Consider the following 23,918-nt stretch of genomic DNA (forward strand, 5'->3'; position numbering starts at 1 on the left):
GATGACTATGACTACAACAAATTATGATTATATTATTGTGGGAGCAGGCAGTGCAGGCTGCGTGCTGGCAAACCGCTTATCAGAAAATTCTAATAATAAAGTACTACTACTAGAAACGGGTGGCAGTGATAAGAGCATTTTTATTCAGATGCCGACTGCATTATCGATCCCGATGAACACCAAAAAATATGCATGGCAGTTTGAAACCGAAGCTGAACCGTTTTTGAATAATCGTCGTATGCATTGCCCTCGCGGTAAAGTACTAGGTGGTTCTTCATCAATCAACGGCATGGTTTATGTACGTGGTCATGCACGTGACTTCGATGAGTGGCAACAAGCTGGCGCTGAGAATTGGGATTATGCACATTGCTTACCTTATTTTAAGAAAGCTGAAACTTGGTCATTTGGCGGTAATGATTACCGTGGTGATTCTGGTCCACTAGCCGTTAATAACGGTAACAATATGAAAAACCCGTTATACCAAGCTTTTGTTGATGCAGGTGTAGACGCAGGCTATTTAGCTACCGCTGATTACAACGCTGAACAACAAGAAGGTTTCGGTCCAATGCACATGACCGTTAAAAACGGCGTACGTTGGTCTACGGCAAACGCTTATTTAAGACCTGCGATGAAACGCAGTAACTTAACAGTTGTGACGCACGCTCTAGTACACAAAGTATTACTTGAAGATAAAAAAGCTGTCGGCGTTCGTTACCAAGTAAAAGATAAAGTCACTGACGTACTGTGTAGTAAAGAAGTATTGCTGAGTGCCGGTTCAATTGGTTCGCCACATATCCTTCAATTATCGGGTATTGGTAAAGCAGAAACATTAAAAGAAGCCGGTATTGAACAGCATCATGAGCTACCTGGTGTGGGTGAAAACTTACAAGACCATCTTGAGTTTTACTTTCAATTTAAATGTTTAAAACCAATTTCATTGAACGGCAAAATCGATCCACTGAACAAGCTATTAATTGGCATGCGTTGGATCTTAAATAAATCAGGTCTTGGGGCAACCAACCACTTTGAATCCTGTGGCTTCATCCGCTCAAAAGCGAGCTTAGAATGGCCAGATCTTCAATACCATTTCTTACCAGCAGCAATGCGTTATGACGGTAAAGAAGCGTTTGCAGGCCATGGTTTCCAAGTACATATTGGTCATAACAAGCCGAAAAGTCGTGGCGCAGTGAAAGTTGTTTCAAACGACCCACATGCAGCACCACAAATTCAATTTAATTACTTATCACATCAAGATGATATTGAAGGCTTTAGAGCTTGTGTTCGTTTAACCCGTGAGATTATTAATCAACCGGGCTTAGATGAATATCGTGGTGAAGAGATCCAACCAGGATTAGCGATACAGACAAATGAAGAAATTGATGAATTTGTAAGAAGCTCAGTTGAAAGTGCTTACCACCCTTCTTGTTCATGCAAAATGGGTGAAGATGAAATGGCCGTGGTCAACTCAGAAACTAAAGTGCATGGCATTGAAGGGCTTCGTGTTGTTGATTCATCTATTTTCCCAACTATCCCTAACGGTAACCTTAACTCACCGACCATTATGGTCGCAGAGCGTGCTGCAGATATTATTCTAGGTAATAAAATGCTGTCACCCAGTACCGCTAAAGTGACGGTTGCAGAAGATTGGCAACATAGCCAACGATTAACTGCACCAAAACGAAAAACCAGTTAATTGTAAATCAGTTTCACTCCTAGTGAGTCGTTGATTGCAACATCAGCGAATCACTAAGATGAGGTGTAAGGCCAACCTACGCAAATTATACAGCGATGTAATTTATGTGTAACTTTGTAAATGGCCTATTAAACTACGTTATTTTTCAGGGTTTAACTATCGTCATCTACATATGTCATTTATTGGCATTATCACTACGATACTTAAGGTTTGAGGACAAGATTGTCTTAAAAATAATGGCGTAGCGTTTTAAAACATAAAACAAGGAATTATCTATGTTTATCAACACTATCCACTTGGAGGCCAAATAATGACTCTTTGGCTATCAGCCGGCATCTTATTCGTTTTTGCCGCTATTGCGTTCATCCTGTACCGCTGGGGTAATATGCAATGTATTGGTGTCACACCAGTGCGTAAGTTTACTTTTATCGCGATCCTATTTACTTCTGGTTTAGATGTAGGTTTGATCATGTTCCCGCTGACTGAGTTTGCAGGGTATGCAGATTTAGCGACCAGTCCAGAATATGGCTTTAGTAATCCACTCTCTATTGAGTTTGGGTTTTGGGCCTTCTTAATTTGGGCCTTCTACTTTGTCACTTGTTTCTACTTTTGTGTTATTGAACCAAGAGTTAAATTTTTCGAAGTACCACTGATCAAATTCATTAATAATGTGGTTATTATCGGTACGTGTGCCTTTACTGCTTACTTATTATTAACCAACTTACCTTGGTATTTACCTGGTCTTGGTGATGGCGAATCAATTGTCGGCAGTTTCTACTTAATTGTATTCTTAGCGATTGCCGCTGCAGTATATTCAAGTACAAGCATCCGTTATGTTCGTATCTTGAGTCTAGGTAGTAGCTGGTTATTTTTCGCGTTAATCATCATTATGTGGGCAGGCGCTTTCTTATCTGATAATTCAAGTGTAGGTGAGTTCTTTACTACCTTTGGCTTACTAGGTGACTACTTTGGTAACCTGCATCACTTTGTATTACCGATCAATGATTACCATGAGTTTTACCTTTACTGGTGGTTTGCTTGGAGCATAATGATTGGCCAATTTACCTCTCGTTTTGTAAGTGGTATGAGAACTTATCAAGTACTAGCGGCGATGATGATCTTCCCATCTATCCCAATTGCGATTTGGTTTACTGTGCTTTATTACTACAGTGCAAATGCTATCTCAACAGCAGGTTTTTATAACTTAGCGATGGTGATTGTCGGTATTACGTTTGTGATCAACTCATTAGATTCACTAGTTCGTTTATACACTGATAACTTAAACTTAACAGTACAACGCTTTGGTAAAATACCTTATATCGTTGGTAATATTGCTTTATTAAGTGGCCTAACATTATTGTTTAAATTAGACTTTTTACAAATTCAATGGGTTGGTGCATTAGCAATCGGATTAATCTTAGGATGTTTTGGTTATATATTACTAAGCCATTACCGAAAAGTATCTGATATTGAACGTTCGCCAAAAGAGAACAAAATTGACTTTACTAAAATTGAGTTAATGGATTAATACAGACCACAGCGAATACCATTAAATAAGGTGAAAGCCCACGTTTAATGGTTAAGCGGATGATCCAAAAAAGCAGAATAGTGATCTTCACTATTCTGCTTTTTTATTACTTTACACATGAGAGTTACGATTATTTTTGTTATGCTACGCAAAAAATAGGGTTGGGATTTATGGAAAAGCACGAACAGTTATTAATTTCTTTACGCCGAGTGATCAGAGCAATCAGTATTCACTCTCGCCAATTAAACAAAGAGTCAGGATTAACTGGCCCACAGTTATTAGTCATGAGAAAGATTGATCAACTTGAAGCACCGCTTGCCAAGCAAATTGCCCAAGAAATAACCCTCAGTGCAGCCACAGTGACAACAATTATTGATAGATTGGAAGCACGTGACTTTGTGATCAGAACGCGCAGTAAAACAGATAAACGTAAAGTGCATTTATCACTCAGTGAAGCAGGTAAAGCCGTTTTAAGCTCTTCCCCTCAGCCTTTACAAGAACACTTTATTAAACGTTATCAACATCTTGAAGAGTGGGAACAAAGCCAACTATTATCAGCCGTAGAGCGAATTGCTTCAATGATGGATGCAACTGAACTTGATGCCGCTCCAGTATTACTAGTGGGCACCATTCAAGACGGCGAGTCTTAAGAAAACAATACAACCCTTTTTTCCTCTCTATCAATCAGCTCGTTGAGTAAGAAGTAACGAGCCATCTAAGACTACTTACTAACTGATTGCCTATTAACTCATCGTCAAAAGCCAATCAAATAACCTGTTTGACTTGTGCTAGTTGGTGTTTAAAAATTTCATCTAACGACTTAATGCTGTTAGTGGCTAGAGCAAAGTATTGATCCTGTGTGATAGTTATTTTATCCGCCTGAATTAAGTCGCTTTTAATCGTTTCCATTAAACACTGCATAGTCGCAAAGGCAGTGGTTAATAACGCCTTATGCTGTTCGCTTTCACTGTCTAATGAACCTAGTTTAGGTAAGGTTTCATTAATTGTTTTTTGCATATTTTGTTGTAAAAAAGATAACCGAATTTTATCGACACTAGAGCATATTTTACGGGTCGCAATCCCTGTTCCAATCGCTCTAGACTGCCCAATCATCTCCGTGGTTTGCACCAATTCACGCCACACAAAACCAATATGAGCTAGCGCTTGTAATGACATCGCATTAAGATGTTTATGTTCTGCTTCATCTTCCAAAAGATATAATAAATTAGCAATCATTTGCGTATGTTGTTTAAAGTTATTATCGGCATCATTGGTATTACCCGGTTGATTTATACGCGCCCAATGGTCAACAAAAGAGTCCCAACGTCCATTTTCATCCGCCGCCATATCTTGTTGTAAATATTTAATGTCACTATCAGCTTGTTGTTCAAAAGTCAGTAACATCGCTTGTTTACTTTGATCTCCATTTAACCAAGCAGAGCTTAATCCTCGATGTGTTTGTACTGCTCCAATCAACGACTTTAAATAAGCTATATTCGCCAGGCCTCGCACTTGTAATGCTTTTTTCTGTTTGGTTTTATAGTGATGTAACAAGATTACAACCAACACCATCAGCAATAAAATAACAATATAGATTGCCATATCCATCCCTCTTAACTTATTTTTTGTTAAATTATTTGTGTTAATGATTTGAGATGAGCCGCAACCGTTTCAGCTTGTTTTGCAACATCAGCATTAGCAATTGCCCCTTGTACTACTCGCTCTATATGTTCACTAATTTCATTGGTGGCGAGAGTCTGCTGCGCAACATTATCAGTGACAGTTTGCATCTTCTCTCTCACGTCTAAATTTGCACTCTCTATTTCTTGTAAAGATTGATCCACTAAGTTTGCACCTTGCTCACACTGCGTTGATTGAGTAACCACTTTCGCCATACTCGTACTTATTTTATGACTTTGGTTTTTGACCAAATCGACATTTTTAACAATATCATCAGCTGCAATACGTGAACGCAAAGCGAGCGCTCTAACTTCATCGGCGACCACGGCAAAACCTCGTCCTAATTCACCAGCGCGAGCAGCTTCAATAGAAGCATTTAATGCTAATAAGTTAGTTTGATCTGTGATCCCTTGGATAGATTGAGATATCTCAGCAACGCTGTTGGCTAATGTCATTAAAACATCGATATCGCCAGCCGTTTGATTTGCTTCAAATACAACACTCTTTAAAGATAATTTAAGATCAACAATAGATGCACGGCCTTTTTCAGCAGTATCAAATGCATGTTGAGATGAAAGATGTACCTCACGAATCCCCCCATTTACCTCACTTAAAGAGGCACTCATCTCAGTGATAGCAGCGGCGGTTGAATTAGTCGCATTAGATTGTTTTTGTACGTTTTCTGCAACGGCATGTGCAGTATCGATCACTTGAATGGCAGAGTAAGAAACTTCATTTAATCTATCTTTATATTTATCATTTACTCGCCCTAATTCTCGATAAGAAGCGAGCAGTTGGTCAATAAAATGTGCTGTAATTAAATGACTTGTTTGCAGGTCTCGGTAATCGAAGCTATCCGCATTTAATAAACGAAACATTTGCTTAAAAGAGTGCAATTCATTATTGATCGCCATCACTAGTGCAATGGATAAATAGAATAAAATGGCTAACTCTATTGATAGCACATGCACTGAAATTTGTTCAGGGAAGTTAACGCTAACAATCTGTGTGGCAATAATCGCAGAGAGCAACCCCATATAAATACTGAGCATGGCTTTAAAACCAGCGAAATGAATAATTTTTTGTACGGGAATAGAGAATAGTTGATACATTTTTCACTCGACAATGATCATGATTATTACTAATTAGTTACAAAAACCGTACCACAACTTAACCCCATGATAACTAAAGATAATAATATTTATGTTGATTAACGAAGGTGATAAATTGGTGCATTACTTTAGAAAAAGTATCAGATTAGTGCGTACAGCGTTAAAGTAAGATAGTACTAGTCAGATATCGAAAGTTAGATAACGGCAGTTTAATAATATCAGTTAGATGCTTTTTATTAGATAATTGGCCTTAGATAGTGCCAGTTAGGTGATTGCGAATAAATCACTGTCACCAGATAATAATTAGCAAAACTAATGGTAGAAATAGGTCATTCATACCTTACAAGGTTAATTGCAATAAACCTTGTAAGGTCTGCTCTACTCATTGAAAAATCTGCTCCAATGACTGAGTAAAGGTGCGACTAAAGATGTTGAGTAAAGTTACTAAATAGAGCTGTTGATTAATCGCTAAGCAAATTCTTTTTAATAATGAAAAGACGATTGCTATCTATGGTGTTTTTATCCAGATACTTTTGCTCTAATTTCCCGTCCGTTGACCAAGTCGCAAAATCATCATCATTTAATATGCCTAAATGTTGATCATCAATGACCCATAAACCTTCCATTTTATCGTGTGCGTAACCCACTTCATTAACCATATCAATGATCAACTTTTTAGTGACCGGCTTAATACCCTTTTCAGCGAGCGCATCCCAGCCTTTTTCCTGTGCATACTGCTCTAATGTCAGTCCATCAATCAATAATCCACGGCTCTCATCATGCATAATGGTTGAAGATAAAGCCACTTTAGATAATGCGGTTCCTGAGCGAAGATCAATACGATAGACTTGCTTTTGTGCATTAGGGTTTGCATTTTTAGGCCCGCCAAACAGAAAACTGCCATCTCGTTCAATGACTAAAAATTTATTGGCTGTCAATGCGGCGATTTCAGAGTTTGCATTCTCATTTTTCTGTTGGCGATACAAATACTGCTCAGTTGCACCATTATTTAAATTGATACTAACAATCCGTGTAAGGTCGCCTTTTTGTGCTGCTTTATTAGGGTTTTTCATGGTGGATTGCATAATACCCACCAGCGTACTTTCATCAGGTGTGATCGCCAACCCTTCCATACCGCGGTTAGCACGACGATGTTGAAAGACAGCAGGTAAATGCAATAAAGCACGACTATCATCTTTGAACGCATTAATACGAGTCATCTCTATACCATTATGATCAAAGTGAACAATATGTGGACCGTATTCATCACTTACCCAAAATGTGCCATCTTTTAAAGCGACTAATCCTTCACCGTCCAGCCCATAATCATCTAACTTAATAGGGTTTGAGGTTACGCTATACGGTAATTCATCATTAACTAACACCGGGTTTCCATCTGCATGGTAAGGTGTTTCACCTGTCCCTCCCAATGCAGAACTATTAGGTAAACCAGAGATCAGACTGCCATCGGGACGTTTTAATAAAATGTCTTTTAACTGCACAATCTTGCCGTTAGTTTTTACTTCAAATAAACCAATGCGTGGCGTGAAATCTGCCACTGGAAAGCTTTTACCTTTTCCATAATCACCTTGGTGGTTCGCATTGGGGCCACGATCTGTTAACGCATAAAACTGGTTAGCTTGTGTAGGGTGAGCAGTCATTGCTGAACCATAGCCTCCGTTGCGGATCTCAAGGGGCAATTGTGTTTTTGCATCTTTTAAGTCGGCACGTAATACAGAATGGGGTAATTCACTGCCTAGCTGAGGAAACGTTTCTAAAATCTCATCCATCTCTGCGGCTATCCCTCGATTAACATAACCAAATAACACCACTGCAGAAAGCACACTCACTAAACCTATTTTATTTATTAACATTGGAGACCTTAAGGTTGATTATTTTATGCCTTAAAAGTACGTAATAAATATGACGATTTAATGAATTCTGTAGATAAATAACGAACAATGGCGATCTAAAACATCGCTAATGTGGGTTTTGATGAAGAAGAGAAATAAAGCGAATAAAGCATAGTTAATCGATCTATTTGGAAGTACTTAAAACAACCATAACTTAGTAGCAGAGTCACGGAATAGTGAATCATAAAAGAATCTAGTCATTAATCTACTTTACCAAGCTCTGATTCGTTGAGGGATGCTTCATTACTACCGAGTGATTGATTGCGACTTATTTGATTAGAATCTGACTCATAAAAATGGAGCGAGCTTCGCTCTGGATCTTTTGATTGATACATAGCATGGTCAGCTTTTTCAATTAAATCAACCGATGTTGTCGCATCATCCGGATATATCGCGATGCCAATAGACGAGCCTATTTGTAGATGATTATCATCGATTTCAATAGGCTCTTTAATGGAATTAATAATGCGTTCAGCAAGGTGCAATATTTCCTCTTTATGTAACGGATTATCCACCACAAAAATAAACTCATCCCCACCCAAGCGAGCGACAATATCAGACTGCCTAACCAAGTCTAACAATCGACTAGAGATAACTTTAAGTAATTCGTCACCCGTATTATGACCAAAGGAATCATTAATTAATTTAAACCCATCGAGGTCTAAAAACATGACCGCGAGTTTATTATGCCTACGTTTACTGCCAATGATTTTTTGACCCAAGCGTTCCATTAACAAAGTACGGTTAGGTAAATCTGTTAATGCATCATAAAAAGCTAAATGCTTTAAACTCTCATCTTTATGCCAAAGATCGGTAATATCACTGAACACAGAAATATACCTGATTGTTTTACCCTCTTCGTCTTTCACCATACTGATATTTAAACGGACTAAAAAGATATCTCCACTTTTACGACGGTTCCAGATCTCGCCAGACCACTTGCCATGTTTTTTTAGTTCTGCCCATAAAGCCGTATAAAAATCATCATTTTGTCGATAAGACTTCAAAATATTCGGAGTTAAACCAATCGCTTCTTCAGCGGAATAACCAGTAATATGAGTAAAAGCAGGATTCACAGACAAAATAAATCCATTAATATCGGTAATCAAGACGCCATCAACAGTACTATCAAACACACAGGTTGCTAACTTTAATTGCGCCTCTGTTTCTTTTAATTCGGTCACTTCGCTGGATTGAATAGCAAACCCGATGACAGAGCCATCACTATCAAAATCAGGGATATACTGCGCAAGGATACTACCTTTAGTACCATCTGTTTTTTGCAGTGTACGTTCAAAACGTTGTGCTTTTCCGGCTAAAACACTTTTAATGTGTGGTTCATTTAAGCTATACAGCGCTTCCCCTGCCAACTCCTTAAAAGAGATACCGATAAGGTCTTTAGGGTGCTGAGTATGCCATTCACTAAAGGCTTTATTCGCAAATTGGCAATTGAGTTCTTTATCCCAATAACCAATCATATTGGGCATAGAGTCGATCAATTTAGTAATAAACTGATACTCATGTTGATCTGATTGATGTGCCTGTTTGGATTGTACTAATTGTGCTTTATAGCGTTGCAATAAGCCGTGTAAGTAAGAAATATAACTGCAAATAATAATAAATAAGGACATTTCTAAAAGATCCAAAACATTATTAATCAGGGGAGATGTCGATATTAAGGGCCAAATAAAAAATAACGTAAAAGGCGTTAAGAAGGTTGTAATAAAGCCTGCGGCGATACCACCGTATAATGTTGCTAATATGACCGCTGGATAAAAAATAAACCAAGTGATCTCTTTTTCAATAAACGGTAACGACCAAGCAAGTAACAGAGAAGCAAAACTGATTAACACCAGTGCAATGATAAAGTGTTTAACGTGTTTTAAGCAAAAATATTTCGCATTAACGATGCCGATTTTTTTCATTCCATTCATGCCCACCTCTTTTATTATTAGCATAAATATAACGTTGTACTAATAAATGACATTCACCAACGACATGTTTATTTTGATTTAGTAACCTCCAAAATATAGAAAAAATTATAAAAAAGAACAAATATCGTACAATAAAATAGCCTATTTTGAGGTAAAAGTTAATTTAAATACGTTATCTTGCTAAGGAAGATTGATCCGTCATTGATTATTACTCTCATTGCATAGAATAAATGGGCCTTCAGCAGTGGCTTGTAAGATAACTAAGATGATGATCATGTGATTGTAATGAGAAGAGCTTGTTATCAAAGAACTTTACAATAAAAAGACCCTGTAATGGAAAAACTGAGGATTATCATGAGCCATCTTTAAGTGCAGGCATTAATAAATTAAAATAGGGGTAAAAAGCACAACGATGGCAGATCAATAACTGAGCAGATTTTCTTGATTATTTTGTTAATTCCCTCCCTTTAACTTTAATTTAACCTCCATTTAGTGCTCAATTTACCCTCTATAATAAGCACAATTAAACACTGCTGGAATCCGTAAACGAAAATCGAGTTAAAAATATCAAGCGAATTAAATGAAAGACAGAAAAAATAATTTTTAATTTTTGATAAAAAATATGCGCTTCTAAAAACAAATCAAATTGGGTAAATTCAAATTAATTTTAACTAATAGTAATTAATATTTTAATGACTATGCGTCAATAATAAATATCTCCCCTTCGAAGTCGGCCTCCAGTCTCTATATGTCTTAAGCCTGTAAATAAATATAAAAAACGTTCTTTTAACCTACTTCATATTCTGTTTTTTCTACTTATTTAATAGCTAAAAAAGCATAACTGATGCAAACAGATCGGCTTTTAGATGACAAAAAACAGCAACTTAAAACCTCAACATACAACAGAAAACAAAAAACAAATAGTCATTTAAAATCAATCACCTAGACCATTTAAAAACACAAAAACAACACGTTTTGTTAATTAGATATATCACAAGAACATTAATGCTCGTTACTATTAACTCGCTCACACTTTAAGCAATCCTGATTACTTAGTCTAAATAAGCGCCAACATAAAAAGCATGGTTAACGTGATGATCAATATCGTGCTAGTAAATTACAAAATTTACCCATGTAGCTCAAAAAATTAAGCAACAAGAGCAGGTATTAAATATCACGAACTAACAATAAGCTGCTTTTTGAAAACGGATCTTTAACTTAAATATAAGGGAACAATATTTTGAATAAAACACTTCTTGCCATGTTAATTTCATCAGCAATCGGTCTTCAAGGCTGTAACTCTAACGATACTAACGCTGATGACACCTTTTCAGCACAGCTACGTGTACTTGAAACCTCAGATATTCATGCCAATGTGATGGATTATGATTATTACCAAACAAAAACAGATATCACAATCGGCTTAACTCGAACTGCAAGTCTTATCAAACTAGCGAGAGCAGAAGTGGATAATACGCTACTGGTTGATAACGGTGACTTGCTGCAAGGCAGCCCAATGGGTGATTATATCGCAAGTGAATTCAATAAAGGTAACGAGTTCGCTACCCATCCTGCTCATAAAGCCATGAACTTACTAGAATATGAAGTCGGAAATATAGGTAATCATGAATTTAACTACGGGCTCGATTTTCTTGAAAAAGCAATTAACAGTGCTAATTTCCCTTATATTAATGCCAACGTATATTGCCAAGCAGATTGTTGGGATGGTAAAGAAGCCGGCGAAAACCTATTCACTCCTTACTTAATTAAAAAGACTCAAATCATTGATAATAAAGGCGAGCAACGTACTATCAATGTTGGATATATTGGTTTTGTGCCTCCACAAATTCTACAGTGGGATAAACAAAATCTTGATGGAAAAGTAACGGTTAAAGGCATCGTAGAAACCGCTCAGAAATTTATCCCTGAAATGCAAGCTGCTGGTGCTGATATTATTATTGCTATTCCGCATTCAGGTATTGGCTCTAGTGAGAATCCAGGTGACGTCAATGCAGAAAATGCGACTTATGCTTTAACAACGGTTGATGGTATCGATGCCATTATGTTTGGCCACAGTCACTCCGTTTTCCCAAGCTCACAGTTTGCAGACATCCCAAATGTTGATATAGAAAAAGGATTAATTAACGGAATTCCTGCAGTCATGCCGGGACGTTGGGGTGATAACCTAGGTGTAATTGATTTTGACTTAGAATATAGCGATCAGAAATGGACAATTAAAAGCGCCACATCAGAATCACGCCAAATCTATACACGTAATGAGACAAATACTAAAGTAGCAGTTGTTGAAGCAGATAAAGATATTCAGGATGCCGTCGCCATTGAACACGAAGCAACTTTAGAGTTTGTGAATGCGCCAATTGGTAAAGCAGACAGTGACATGTACAGCTATTTAACGTTAGTACAAGATGACCCAACAGTTCAGATCGTATCGAATGCACAAATGCAATACGTTAAAGATCAAGTGGCATCATCAGATAACGACTCGCTAAAAGGATTGCCAGTATTATCGGCTGCCGCGCCGTTTAAAGCAGGTGGTCGCCATAGTGCAGGTTCAGATGCTGACTCTTATGTTCAAGTACCAAGTGGTGACCTTACCTATAAAAATGCTGCCGATTTATACCTTTACCCCAATACAGTAGTAGCACTTAAAGTGACAGGCGCACAATTAAAAGATTGGCTAGAGTGTAGTGTAAATCAATTTAATCAAATTGATAAAAATAGTACCGAACCGCAATACTTAATTAATTGGCAAGATCACCGTACTTATAACTTTGATGTCATTGATGGAGTCACTTACAAAGTCGATGTTACACAGCCAAGTAAATTTGATGGTGACTGCGCCGTTATTAACTCTAATGCTCAACGTATTGTTGATTTAACTTATACTGATGAAGAAAATAATCAAATCACAGGCGATGAATTAGCAGCGCAAGAGTTTATTATTGCGACTAACAACTACCGAGCATTCGGCGGAAAATTTGCAGGTACGGGTAGTGATTATGTGGTGATGGAACAACCTGATACTAACCGTGATGTTTTGGCTGCTTACATCACCTCTGAAACGGCTGCCAATGGTACCGTTGATCCCTCTGCAGACAATAACTGGGACTTCCTAGATATTGATACACCGGTTGCACTCGATGTTCGCTTTGAAACCCAAAACAGCACAACAGCAGATACCTTTGTTGGTACATATGGACAACGCCCATTAATCAAACGAGCTGGTACTGATGAACTAGGTTTTGCAGTTTACAATATTGATTTAAGAACCGCTCCTTAAGATAAAAAAGCCTTTTCGGAGGCTTTATATCGCTAACGCTCAATAAAGGCTAAAAATCACTAAAATCAATACTATAAAAGCAATTCGAAGAAATAAAAAAGCGCAGAACACGTCAATCTGTAGCAAGTAAAAGATTGCCAATGAAAGAAAGTTAATTCGAATCACTATAGCGTATTTGAGAGATTAATATGGTGGTAGAAAAAAGCTTCAAAACAATATTTTCAAGCTTTTTATTTATCGAAGTATTAAGTAACACTTTGAAAATTTATAATAGACTATGAATCATGGTTTATAGATCAAGAGTTAGGTTAAGAGATGTTTAAGTTATAACATTTTCCACACCACAAACGTCACTGCAAACCCCACTAAATACAATAAGCCCAGCCAACTTAAACTACGTAGTAATAAACTATGTTTAATACTTGCTTCAGAACGTACTAATTTAAAGTTAAGCCAAGCAAATACCGGTGTGGTCACAAACGCCAGGGTCATCGCAAACGTCAGCATCGGAGCAAGTGACGATTTAAAGAATAAAATAACCGCCATCCCTGTAAAGGATTGTAATAATAACCAAATATTCAAACTGTGTTTAGACTGCTTAAAACCTAATAGTTTATGAGATTCGTTAAGGGTACGAGCATAACCATCTAAGACGGTCAAAGTCGTACCAAACAGGCATAAAAAAGCAATCACGGACACTAAAGGGCGAGCCCATTCGCCAATGGTAAGTGCATACATATCGATAAGTTGCTTAGCAAATGCCACGCCCCCTAAGACAACAGTACTACTTTGCCCATATTGAACCAGTACACCTAACCCAAAAAAGACTAACGCAAGCCCGGCCGTTAACCAGTAACCAACATTAAAGTCGAGCAAACCTTGTTTTCTTGTGATCACTTGCTGCGCTTGTTTTTCTTTCAACCATAATGAGCTCAATGCAGATACTTCAATAGGTGCTGGCATCCATCCCATCAACGCCACCATGAAGCTAAGCATCACTAATTCATAAGGAGAAGGACCCACATAATCAGCGGGCGCCATTGCACCATTATTAAAGGCAATAATGAAAGCGATCACCGTCGTAATTGTTAGGATAACCATAATAATTTTAGCGACATTATCTAAGGCTTTAAAGTGCCCGAGTAATAAAATGACTAAACATACAGCTAAAATCAACCAACATAATAAAGTAATAGAAACACTTATGGGTAATGCATAATGCAACAGGCTAGCGGTTAATAAAATCACCCCAGCCGTATTCACTATTGCTGCAATAATATTCAGTACAATAAAGCTATAGAAAAACCAAGGCCCACGACTTTGATAACCTTCAATCAAACTCTTACCTGTCGCTAATGTATATTCAACACCAAAGCGGAAAAATGGATATTTAAGGACATTAACAGCAACAATTAACCATAATAATTGCCAACCAAAAATAGCACCAGCTTGGGTTGAAGCAACGAGGTGAGAGCCACCGATAGCGGCGGTGGCCATTAATATGCCAGGACCGAAGGCATTAAGACGAGATTTTAATGTAGATACGGATTGATTCATGTATAACTCTAGATATGCATTAATATGGAAAGCTAAGATACAGAAATTAACAGTAATAAAAAAGAGTAAGTCACTACTTTAAAAGACTTAATGAAAGAAAAGCTTAAAGATAAGTTTACCGGTTTAACTATTTTTATATTTGATCAGTTACTCGACATCTGCACCTTCAATCCCCCTCAACAGCAGCACAACAATATGACGGACTGCGCTCTAATTCATTGAAAATAGACACTATCAATAAACTGTACCGTTACAGTTGCTGATAATGGCCTTTTTAACCTCATTTTTGGCGTTTATTATTTTTCTTAAAAACATTTCGATCAAGATAAACGGCTTAAATACTCCAATATGCTTAGTGTAATCAATCACCCATCTCACAACTTTAATTTATTATTGATTGCGAACAAGCTAACTCTCTCCACCCCGCTGAATGCAAGCCCTGCAGGTTCATTTGAACATCTAAAAGAAGATGTTATTAAAAGTAGCTTCTATATCAGTAACCTATAAAGACTGGGTGGAGATGAAAACTGAACGAAGGTTCAAGATATTTATTGATAATCGCTTGATTATGGTTTGATTGGGACTTGATCATAAAAATAGGGTTGATATAGAACACTTTATTTTGTCAATTAATCATGTAACATCAATTTTAAACCTCATAAAGTAATGGTAATAATGGATATAACCAAAATTTTGATCAATTATGCAGATATATGATTTGTTGAATAACAAAATCAGCTTAAAAGCTTTTAACGTTTTTGTCTTCGTTAGTCTTTTCATCGTTATATTTTCAGGTCTTTATTACCAATACAACGCCGCCAATCACAGCACCTCAGCAAACTTCCACAATAACAACTACAACAAATCATTAGAAATCAGAGAAAAATTCAGGTTAATTTTCGATAAGTTAGAATATCAGTTTATCCAAGCGGAAGCTGAAAATCTTGAAAAGCTTGATTTATTATCTGAGTTATATGGCAATCAAAAAGAAAATTTTGACTTAAAAAATGCTGAAAATATATTAAACAAAAATGTACAGTTCGGTAAGTATGAAATTTTCATGATTAACAAAGATTATATTATTGAAAAAGCATCATATGAAAAAGAAATAGGGCTAAATTTAGGGCAATTTAAAATTGTAAAAGATCTCTTTGACGATATGTTCAGCAAAAAGATAAAAGTAGACATCTCTTCTCCTAAACTAGATATTGATTCAAGATTAAAAAGGTATTTAATTAAATTATCTGGTGATCAAAAATATATTCTTCAGATAGGCTTTTCTCTGGATTATAGTTCTGAAATAAATAAGCAATTACATTACCTTAGCTCAGACAAGAGTAAGACGAGCTTATATCTCGCCACTGAGTTTTTTATACAAGATATTGATGTAAAGTCCGGAGATTTTAAGTCTAAAGATGAGCATAATGAATATTGTAGGAAGGTCACAAAAGAGTTCTTATTGGATATTAACATTGCATTAAAAGATCCAAAAATAGAGCAGCTTGCCAATATAGATACAAGAACAATCAGCTTAAATAAAGCATTAGAAAAAATAATCCCCTTAAATGAAACATTAATAAGCTTTGTGGATAAACAAGACAATATAGTCAATTTTTACTCCGCTACCGGCTCATTATTTGGCAAAGAAAGTGGCACTTTGCTATTTATTAAAACCTCTTTTCCGCTAGCCCCCTTAGATAAAAGCTTAAAAAACAACCTTAATACATTTTTGTTTATAACTATTTTAGTATTACTTTTTTTGATTATTTTTGAGTGTTTTAAACAAAAACAAATAACATCAAAAATAACCTCAATCACCAAAGTTATTAAAAATAATGAAATGATCAATGATGAAACATCTGCGATTAAAGACATCAGTGTATTAATCGATAGCTATAATCAGATGTTAAGTGAATTAAATTACCAAATTAAAATGAATAAAGAACTCTCCTATATAGACTCGCTAACAGAGATTAAAAATAGAAAAGCTTACGATGAAAAAATAGAGGAATTGGTTTCTTTATATAAAAGATATGACACGACATTTTCAATCGCTATTTTTGATGCCGATGATTTTAAAGAAATAAATGATACTTACGGTCATAGCTTTGGAGATACTGTATTAAAAAATATCGCGAAAGCATTACAATCTAGCATTAGAAATGGCGATATGGTTTATCGCATAGGGGGAGAGGAATTTATTGTCATCTTCCCAAGTACTACCTTGGAAGAAAGTAAAACCGTTATTGAAAAAATAAGAAAGAAAGTAGATATTAGCCTGAATACTGAGAATAAGGTTAAAGTCACGCTCAGTATTGGCTTAACAGAAATTAGTGCTCAGGATTCTAAAGATTCCATTTTCAAAAAAATCGATAGATTCTTATATGTCTCTAAAGGAAGCGGCAAAAATTGTGTCACATCAGGTTAACGACAGATAATAAATTGTAAGTTTAGCTTAGCTCCGTCTAGCTCCGTTCCATATAGCTCAATATAGTTCGATTTAATTCAGTTTAGCTCAATGTGGCAGCATCAAGCTCCCCATTAAACCTCTTATTAAATGTTTAACAATGCGCTCCCAACAACTCTAGCTCAACCGTTCTAGTCAAATCTCACCCACTAATACTATGGATAACTGCGTTGCACTGCATAAGCATTAGAATTTTTAGGGGGAATATTTCTATTCATTCGCAAGATGAACAAGAGGCGCACGAGCGGCATTAAGTGCAGCTAAAGCAGCAATCACAGCGGCAACATAAAAGGCAGTTTGAAACGCTGCAATAACAGGCTCCTGTGGGCCACTTCGTAACACTTCAATACTGGTATTATGGTCAAACCCGGGCAATAACGAATAAATCAACGCCCCAAATAAAGCGGTGCCTATCGCAGCCCCTAAGTTACGACACAAAGAAGCTAACGCAGTAACTGAACCCACATTGGCTTTTCCACCAACCGTTTGAATCACTAATTGTGTGGTGGGCATAACAGTACCAAACCCAATACCACAAAGCATACCCAGTAACCCGACAATAAGTGGCTCAGGAGTCAATGACCCCAGCGCGATAAAACCACACATAGATAAAGACATTCCAACCACAGGTATCCATTTAGGAATGCCTGTTTTCCCCATAATACGTCCGCTTATTAACGCTCCTGAAATCTGCCCTATCGTTAATGGTAAAAGTAATAACCCAGAAGTTGCCGCATTAGTCTTTAACCCCAATTGTAAATAAATCGGTAAGAAAAATATCAAAGCAAACATACAGGCTGCAAATAACATTGAGGTGATCAGTGGAATATAAATAGCGTTATTTTTAAGTAACTCATTGGGTAAAAATGGCGTTGCATGGCGATGTTGATTACGATAGAACAAAGCCCCTAGTAGCAAAATTAAAAGTAAGTAATAACCACTTGTTACAGATATCCACTCAAAATCTTGCCCGGCAACAGATGCCCAATATAAAAACAAAGTACATAATAATGGAAATATAACTAACCCTGTCCAATCGATAGGTTTGTGTCGATGTTCAAGCGTAGCTTTAGGCGTTAAACGAAGTAATCGCCATACGGCAATTAACGCTAAAGGAATATTCGCCCAAAACAACCAATGCCATGAATAATGGGTGACGACTAACCCTCCGATAACAGGCCCACCAACACTTGCACAAGCAAACATAGCCGCGAAATACCCCTGGTATTTAGCTCGCTGTCGTGGAGGTATTAATTCAGCAATTAATGCCTGAGAAAGACTCATCAAACCACCGCCTCCAAGGCCTTGAATCACACGCCCACTAATCATTTGCGGCATATCTTGCGCTAATGCTCCAATCACGGATCCTAAGCTGAATATTCCCAGTGCCCAAATCAATATATTACGACGCCCATAACGATCACCTAACCAGCCATAAACAGGCACTGACGCAGCCGTCGCTAATAGATAACCTATCGCTATCCAAGAAGATAAATGAAGCTGCCCAAGGTCGCCGACAATACTCGGTGTGGCCGTGGCTAAAATAGTTTGATCAACCGCCGCTAAAAACATCGGTAAGAATACCGCTGAAAAGAAAACGAGGAAAGCTTGTCGCGTTAGAGGAGAGCTCATGATGCTGGAAGAAATAGTAGGAATAACAGATTCAAGTCGACGCTCATTATTTAAAGAATTAAGATATTAAATAATGACATATTAACAAAACACATCAATCTATTTCTGATAACCATTGCACAATAAGATGACCTAAATTTTACGCAGTTAAAATGGAGTAATTTAAAAGTTAAGTGAATACACTTCGCTCAAGAATTAACGTAGAAGATATCAATCCTTTAATAATAACGAGACAGTTTAATTTTTAGTTTTTTAGTTTTTTAATTTTTAGTAATACAGTTCTCAATCGTGATCAAGCGGATAAGCCTTTAAGTAAGCCAAGGATTGCCTTAAAAAAGTAAACACCGTAACATCCCTGCAATAATGCATTTAATAAAAATGTATGTAACGACAACATATTAAACAATAAAGAGAAACACAACATGAATAGCGATGACAAGATTATTTCAACCCTAAAAGAGTTAGAAAATTTTTTAAAACTCGTTGAAAACGGTGGACTAGGGCTTACGAACATCGAAGGTGTGGCACTGGCAACCAACAATAAAGATGGACGCCGTTTTGTCGCAGTATTAGATGATAAACACCAATTACTGCTTTCACGCTGGGTTACAGAAGAGGTTTTTCAAACAGGCCAAGATTTAGTACGCAATGGCACCAACCCCACTCAGCATTAATGCCAAGTATTTAAATCAAAAATATTTTTAAATGTAATAATGAGGGCTAGCAATAAGTGCTGTCCTCATTAGCATTGATAAAAAGGCAAAAAGAAAGACCTGACCCTCGGCTTTCTTGCTGAGGATAAATTAAGAAAGCTAATTAAATTGAATAGTAATTGATATTGAAAGTAAAGTTTTGATGGTATGGAACAGGGGAATGGTGCGATAGGCATCTTCGAACAGGAAAATATAAGCACCAATAAACAGCATCTTACATGCCAACAATGACAAACAAAAAACAAAAGGTTACGTGAGAGGTTACTTTAAAATAAAGTTACCAGCTAATTTCCTAAACCATCCTCACCACTTACATAAAGCTACAATGGGAAGACAATGAAGAGTAGCAGGCTAATAAAGCGTAAATGATAATACATTGCAAACATAAATTCAGACCTAAAGACCTAAAAGCTTTAATACGCCCTCCGCATAGTAGGCAGCTAAAGCAATAGATAGTTGAACAGTGGCGACAAAGGCTAGCGAACAACGGTAAAAAACTTTAGACCAAAATGTTTGTTTGTCTATTTCATTTTTAACTTCTTCTACTGAAATGTGGCTATGTAGTTTATTTGACCAATCATTAAGTGCTCGATAAGATATTTTTAAATCTGCGCTTATATTTAGCCATCGAATGAAGAAGCTCATCGCTAAATAAATTGATATGACTTTGAATAAAAAGAGCCCTTCGTTCGAATGTAGTAATTGGTTATTGATAATTGCTTTTGAAATTGTACCAACAGTAAAAACAAAACAAATAGCCAATAATGTTTTCAATAATTCGGAAGATAATAATGAAGTTTTCTCTGCAAATTTATTAGTAACGGATTGAATATCTGAGTAGATATTTTTAAGTTCTTTTCTATATTCATCACTTTTTTTAGCTATTACGAACTTGTAATTGTTACGAGCTTGCTCCAGTGCATTCTTGAATATATCAGTATTTAAGTCGAGTAAACTTCCATCTTTATAGTCGAGAGAAAGCCTATCAATTAGTAACTGAATGCGTACATCAGGATCTTCTACGCTATAACACCACTCCACACATTCCGTTACTTTACTTAGCCAGCAAGCAGTAATGCTAGTTTCATCAGTCACCGTTATATTTGCATCTATATGCTTAACACCTTTGAGTAAAACTTTATCAATAGAATAAAAATCAGAACATAATGCAATAAGTAAGTGCTGAGCATAAGCTAACCTAAAAGGCAGAGAAGAACTGGTAGACAAGTCCCCCCATGTAACTTGAAACTCTCTAGGAGCAATGATGATGTTCTCATTTGTTATTAAATGAATTTGCTTTAACAAAGTATCAGATGTTGGTAGCTTTCCTCCTGATAACCATGACTTATCAATATTTTCTTCATTTAACGGAACAATCGCTAACCTGGGCCCGCCAAAGGGGGTTTGTAATTTAAAAACATGAACTCTAGTATTAGTTGAGTTATTTATTGGTCCTTTTATGAAAGGTGAGTCTAAACAGAGGCCGTTTTCATTGTTGTTAAATATGTCTAATGAAATAAATAGGATTTCATTAATATCACCATTACCAGAGAACAGTTTTTGGATATATTTCTTCTTTTCAAAAGTGAGTTGAAAAGCATTTATATAAGGGTCATTGTCGCGATACTCTTTGAAATTGCTTAGTTCAACTTTCTCACCATCTAACTGCAAGTGAAAATATGGATTCATTTCTGAGTCTTTAAATATGGATATAATTTTATTCAAAGTTTTTTCTGCGGACGCCGAAAAGCTTCCCGCAATAAAGAAAGAGTCTAAATTCTCAGTTTTTTTATCTGTCCCCTCTGCTAATTCTTCAAGGCATTGGCAGAGTTTATTTAGTGAGATCATCCAAGTTGTCTGCAATTATAGTTATGGTAGTTTTACCAGCCTTAGTGACTATGCTGATCCCTGCGTCTTGACGTTCACCTTGCCATTCAATGATAACGTTTTTATTTGTTTTTACTTTGCTTTTCTTTTCTGATGGTGGGATGCTATTTTGCATCGCTGTAAATTGTACACCACTAAAATCGACTTCATCCATAAATGCATTAAAGCTATTAGTTAATTTGACTTTACGATTGTCATCTTCGTGATTACAAACTAAATCTCGAATATCATCCATAGTTATATTTTGTTCGTTATGGGCTTCAATATAATGTATAACTCTTGCTTTAATGTCAGTTGGAATAATATCTTCTTGTTGCTTTGCCCAAACAAATACATGGCTTATAGCTTTTCTTGTTGATGTACTGTTATTCATCAACAGTCGTACATTTAAAAAAGTACTAAAGTGCTCTCCAATTGCTGTTTCTGTATCTTGCTCTGCTGCTGTTTTACTTCTCTCTACTGCAATAACATCCCACTTAAATGATTCACTAATATCAATTATCGCTCGCTTTTGGATAGCTGATTTATCTTCAAGTAAAGTATCGGTTATTTCATTAAATATAACGTGTTTCGGCTTTATTGGGTCTCTAACTTGTTGTAAAACAGGTTTGTAATCTAATTTTAATATTGCAATAAACCGTACACGTTTCAAGTTAACTTCCATACTAAACACTGTAACAATAACAATTCCATCTGCCATTCGTTTGTCATGTTTTTCTTTAAAGTTTTTTGCAATGATTTCACTTTGGTTAATAAAAAAATCATCATCGTCTGGGTTGTCAATAATGATTGAACAATCATTAAATATTGATGATCTTTGTTTATCTATAAATTCATATTTAGTGCCACGGGATGATTCTGCAATCATATCTTTAAAAAAATTAGTTTGTTTAGGAGTTAGCGTCACTTGCTGAAGGTAATCAACTTCCTCTGCCGAAGTAATCAAAATATGGTAGATAAAATCATGAATTTTAATACTATCTCGCATTACCTGATTAATTACTAACGGACGTTCATTAGCCATTATTTTTCCTTATATTACGAAAGTTTATAATTTTTTAAATATACTCCCTATGGTAGATAAGCTTTACTTATTACACTTATTTGTATAGTTAATTATTAATTCTGTGATATAAACATTAATTTATCTGCTCCTAAATCAGTTAATTCCCCATTTAAACTATACTTGAGGGTAGGAACAGTGAGAGGGGGATGTCATATATCATAATGGTTTCGCCACAGCTATCAAACCCAAACAGGTCACTTTTATACTGCTTTAATTTAATTAACAGTAAATCCATATTTCCCCTGTTATTTATGTAAAATTTTCTTCAGTGTTAACTTATTAAAATGTTGGCAAATCGGATGACTGATAAACTAAGCACCACAGGACAATTCATTATCCTTCAAAGTGATGAAGGTAAAAAAGCCGAGGGTCAGGTCTTTCTTTTTGCCTTTCCAATAATTATACCGTTCTAAGTCGTTTATATTGAAGTCGAATGTATTTAACTAATTACGCTCACTTTGATCCATCGAGCGTAAACAAGCAAAAAAAGCCGGATACCCAAGTCGTACATTCACAGTAAAAACTCTATAACTCTCCCTGTTCCCCTGAGTTAAACTCGAACCAGTAATTTCAGTAATGGATGCAGAGCAATAGACTAGCGGATAGGTGCTTTATGGTTATAACGACAAAAGATACCATTATAGATACTGCGATGCTTAGGATCGCTTTAGAAGGCAAATATAGGGTGTTCTGGCAGTGTTATAGAGATTGCATTAATCAGGTAACTTAATTCCTGATAACTTAATAGAAATCGATTTTAGTAAGTTAAATTTTTAAATCATGAAGTTCTGAGGATAAATTAAGAAAGCTAATTAAATTGAATAGTAATTGATATTGGAAGTAAAGTTTTTGATGATATGGAACAGGGGAATGGTGCTGATAGGCGGATTTGAACCGCCGACCTCACCCTTACCAAGGGTGCGCTCTACCAACTGAGCCATATCAGCAAATGGGGATCTGATAATGACCTACTTTCGCATGGGGAGACCCCACACTATCATCGGCGCAGCTGCGTTTCACTTCTGAGTTCGGCATGGGATCAGGTGGTACCACAGCGCTATTATTATCAGAAAAAATCTTATATTTATAGCGTTATAAATATTAAAACCCCAGTCATTGGACTGGGGTTTTGAATTAGGCGCTTGGCGATGACCTACTTTCGCATGAGGAGACCCCACACTATCATCGGCGCAGCTGCGTTTCACTTCTGAGTTCGGCATGGGATCAGGTGGTACCACAGCGCTATTGTCGCCAAGCAATAAAAACTTTGAATGTCTTTTTATTCAAAGGCCATGAGGAGATTAACGTCTTTTTGTTAATGTCCGGTGGCGGGCTTCAAATATAAAAACACTAGGAAAACTGATTAATCACAAAATATTTTAGTAAATACACTTCACAAGCGTATATTTTAACGTCTTCTTTGACTTGTCTTGGT

Annotated in this window: 14 protein-coding genes, 1 tRNA gene and 2 rRNA genes; 6 read left to right on the forward strand and 11 right to left on the reverse strand. The window is 36.4% G+C overall.

Annotation, left to right across the window (positions count from 1 at the left end):
* The first annotated feature begins 1 nt into the window (after position 1).
* The 3 genes from betA to H5084_RS14275 all read left to right on the forward strand — a co-directional run bounded on the left by betA (position 2) and on the right by H5084_RS14275 (position 3,871).
* On the forward strand, positions 2 to 1,693 hold the full coding sequence (gene betA, locus H5084_RS14265; protein WP_182690963.1) for a choline dehydrogenase: 1,692 nt from the start codon (positions 2 to 4) through the stop codon (positions 1,691 to 1,693).
* Between the two features lie 310 nt (positions 1,694 to 2,003).
* Positions 2,004 to 3,221: a BCCT family transporter gene (locus H5084_RS14270; protein WP_182690965.1), complete on the forward strand. Its 1,218-nt coding sequence runs from the start codon at positions 2,004 to 2,006 to the stop codon at positions 3,219 to 3,221.
* Positions 3,222 to 3,391: 170 nt separating this feature from the next.
* A complete protein-coding gene (locus H5084_RS14275) occupies positions 3,392 to 3,871 on the forward strand; it encodes a MarR family winged helix-turn-helix transcriptional regulator (RefSeq protein ID WP_028867871.1) in 480 nt (159 codons plus the stop codon).
* Positions 3,872 to 3,986: 115 nt separating this feature from the next.
* Here the strand turns inward: H5084_RS14275 and H5084_RS14280 are convergent, their stop codons facing one another.
* The 4 genes from H5084_RS14280 to H5084_RS14295 form a co-directional block, all read right to left on the reverse strand.
* Complete coding sequence (locus tag H5084_RS14280; protein ID WP_182690966.1) at positions 3,987 to 4,823, reverse strand: nitrate- and nitrite sensing domain-containing protein; 837 nt, start codon at positions 4,821 to 4,823, stop codon at positions 3,987 to 3,989.
* A gap of 26 nt (positions 4,824 to 4,849) precedes the next feature.
* Complete coding sequence (locus tag H5084_RS14285) at positions 4,850 to 6,013, reverse strand: methyl-accepting chemotaxis protein (protein ID WP_182690968.1); 1,164 nt, start codon at positions 6,011 to 6,013, stop codon at positions 4,850 to 4,852.
* Between the two features lie 461 nt (positions 6,014 to 6,474).
* A complete protein-coding gene (locus H5084_RS14290; RefSeq protein ID WP_182690977.1) occupies positions 6,475 to 7,887 on the reverse strand; it encodes an esterase-like activity of phytase family protein in 1,413 nt (470 codons plus the stop codon).
* Positions 7,888 to 8,126: 239 nt separating this feature from the next.
* On the reverse strand, positions 8,127 to 9,860 hold the full coding sequence (locus H5084_RS14295; RefSeq protein ID WP_259396815.1) for a diguanylate cyclase domain-containing protein: 1,734 nt from the start codon (positions 9,858 to 9,860) through the stop codon (positions 8,127 to 8,129).
* A gap of 1,237 nt (positions 9,861 to 11,097) precedes the next feature.
* On the opposite strand from H5084_RS14295, the gene H5084_RS14300 reads away from it, so the two are divergent.
* A complete protein-coding gene (locus H5084_RS14300) occupies positions 11,098 to 13,161 on the forward strand; it encodes a bifunctional 2',3'-cyclic-nucleotide 2'-phosphodiesterase/3'-nucleotidase (RefSeq protein ID WP_182691014.1) in 2,064 nt (687 codons plus the stop codon).
* A 324-nt stretch (positions 13,162 to 13,485) separates the two neighbouring features.
* Here H5084_RS14300 and H5084_RS14305 read toward each other — a convergent pair whose 3' ends face one another.
* Complete coding sequence (locus H5084_RS14305; protein ID WP_409077640.1) at positions 13,486 to 14,658, reverse strand: NRAMP family divalent metal transporter; 1,173 nt, start codon at positions 14,656 to 14,658, stop codon at positions 13,486 to 13,488.
* Positions 14,659 to 15,421: 763 nt separating this feature from the next.
* Between H5084_RS14305 and H5084_RS14310 the strand changes: the two genes are divergently transcribed.
* Entirely contained in the window at positions 15,422 to 17,146 is a 1,725-nt protein-coding gene (locus H5084_RS14310; RefSeq protein WP_182690981.1) for a GGDEF domain-containing protein, read from the forward strand.
* A 249-nt stretch (positions 17,147 to 17,395) separates the two neighbouring features.
* Here the strand turns inward: H5084_RS14310 and H5084_RS14315 are convergent, their stop codons facing one another.
* Entirely contained in the window at positions 17,396 to 18,817 is a 1,422-nt protein-coding gene (locus tag H5084_RS14315) for an MDR family MFS transporter (protein ID WP_182690994.1), read from the reverse strand.
* A 422-nt stretch (positions 18,818 to 19,239) separates the two neighbouring features.
* On the opposite strand from H5084_RS14315, the gene H5084_RS14320 reads away from it, so the two are divergent.
* Positions 19,240 to 19,491, forward strand: a complete 252-nt coding sequence (locus tag H5084_RS14320; RefSeq protein ID WP_028867879.1) for a hypothetical protein — start codon at positions 19,240 to 19,242, stop codon at positions 19,489 to 19,491.
* A 435-nt stretch (positions 19,492 to 19,926) separates the two neighbouring features.
* Here the strand turns inward: H5084_RS14320 and H5084_RS14325 are convergent, their stop codons facing one another.
* From H5084_RS14325 to rrf (H5084_RS14345), 5 genes are all read right to left on the reverse strand, one after another.
* Positions 19,927 to 21,378, reverse strand: coding sequence for a hypothetical protein (locus tag H5084_RS14325; RefSeq protein WP_182690996.1), 1,452 nt, complete (start codon positions 21,376 to 21,378; stop codon positions 19,927 to 19,929).
* Entirely contained in the window at positions 21,362 to 22,441 is a 1,080-nt protein-coding gene (locus tag H5084_RS14330) for a nucleoid-associated protein (protein ID WP_182690998.1), read from the reverse strand. Before H5084_RS14330 ends, H5084_RS14325 begins: the two co-directional genes overlap by 17 nt.
* Before the next feature lie 913 nt (positions 22,442 to 23,354).
* Positions 23,355 to 23,430 (reverse strand) — tRNA-Thr (locus tag H5084_RS14335).
* An 8-nt stretch (positions 23,431 to 23,438) separates the two neighbouring features.
* A 5S ribosomal RNA gene (gene rrf / locus H5084_RS14340) occupies positions 23,439 to 23,554 on the reverse strand.
* A gap of 69 nt (positions 23,555 to 23,623) precedes the next feature.
* Positions 23,624 to 23,739: ribosomal RNA gene (gene rrf / locus H5084_RS14345) — 5S ribosomal RNA — on the reverse strand.
* Positions 23,740 to 23,918: the final 179 nt, after the last annotated feature.

It is taken from the genome of Psychromonas sp. SR45-3 (assembly GCF_014163575.1).
Taxonomy (GTDB): Bacteria; Pseudomonadota; Gammaproteobacteria; order Enterobacterales; family Psychromonadaceae; genus Psychromonas; species Psychromonas arctica.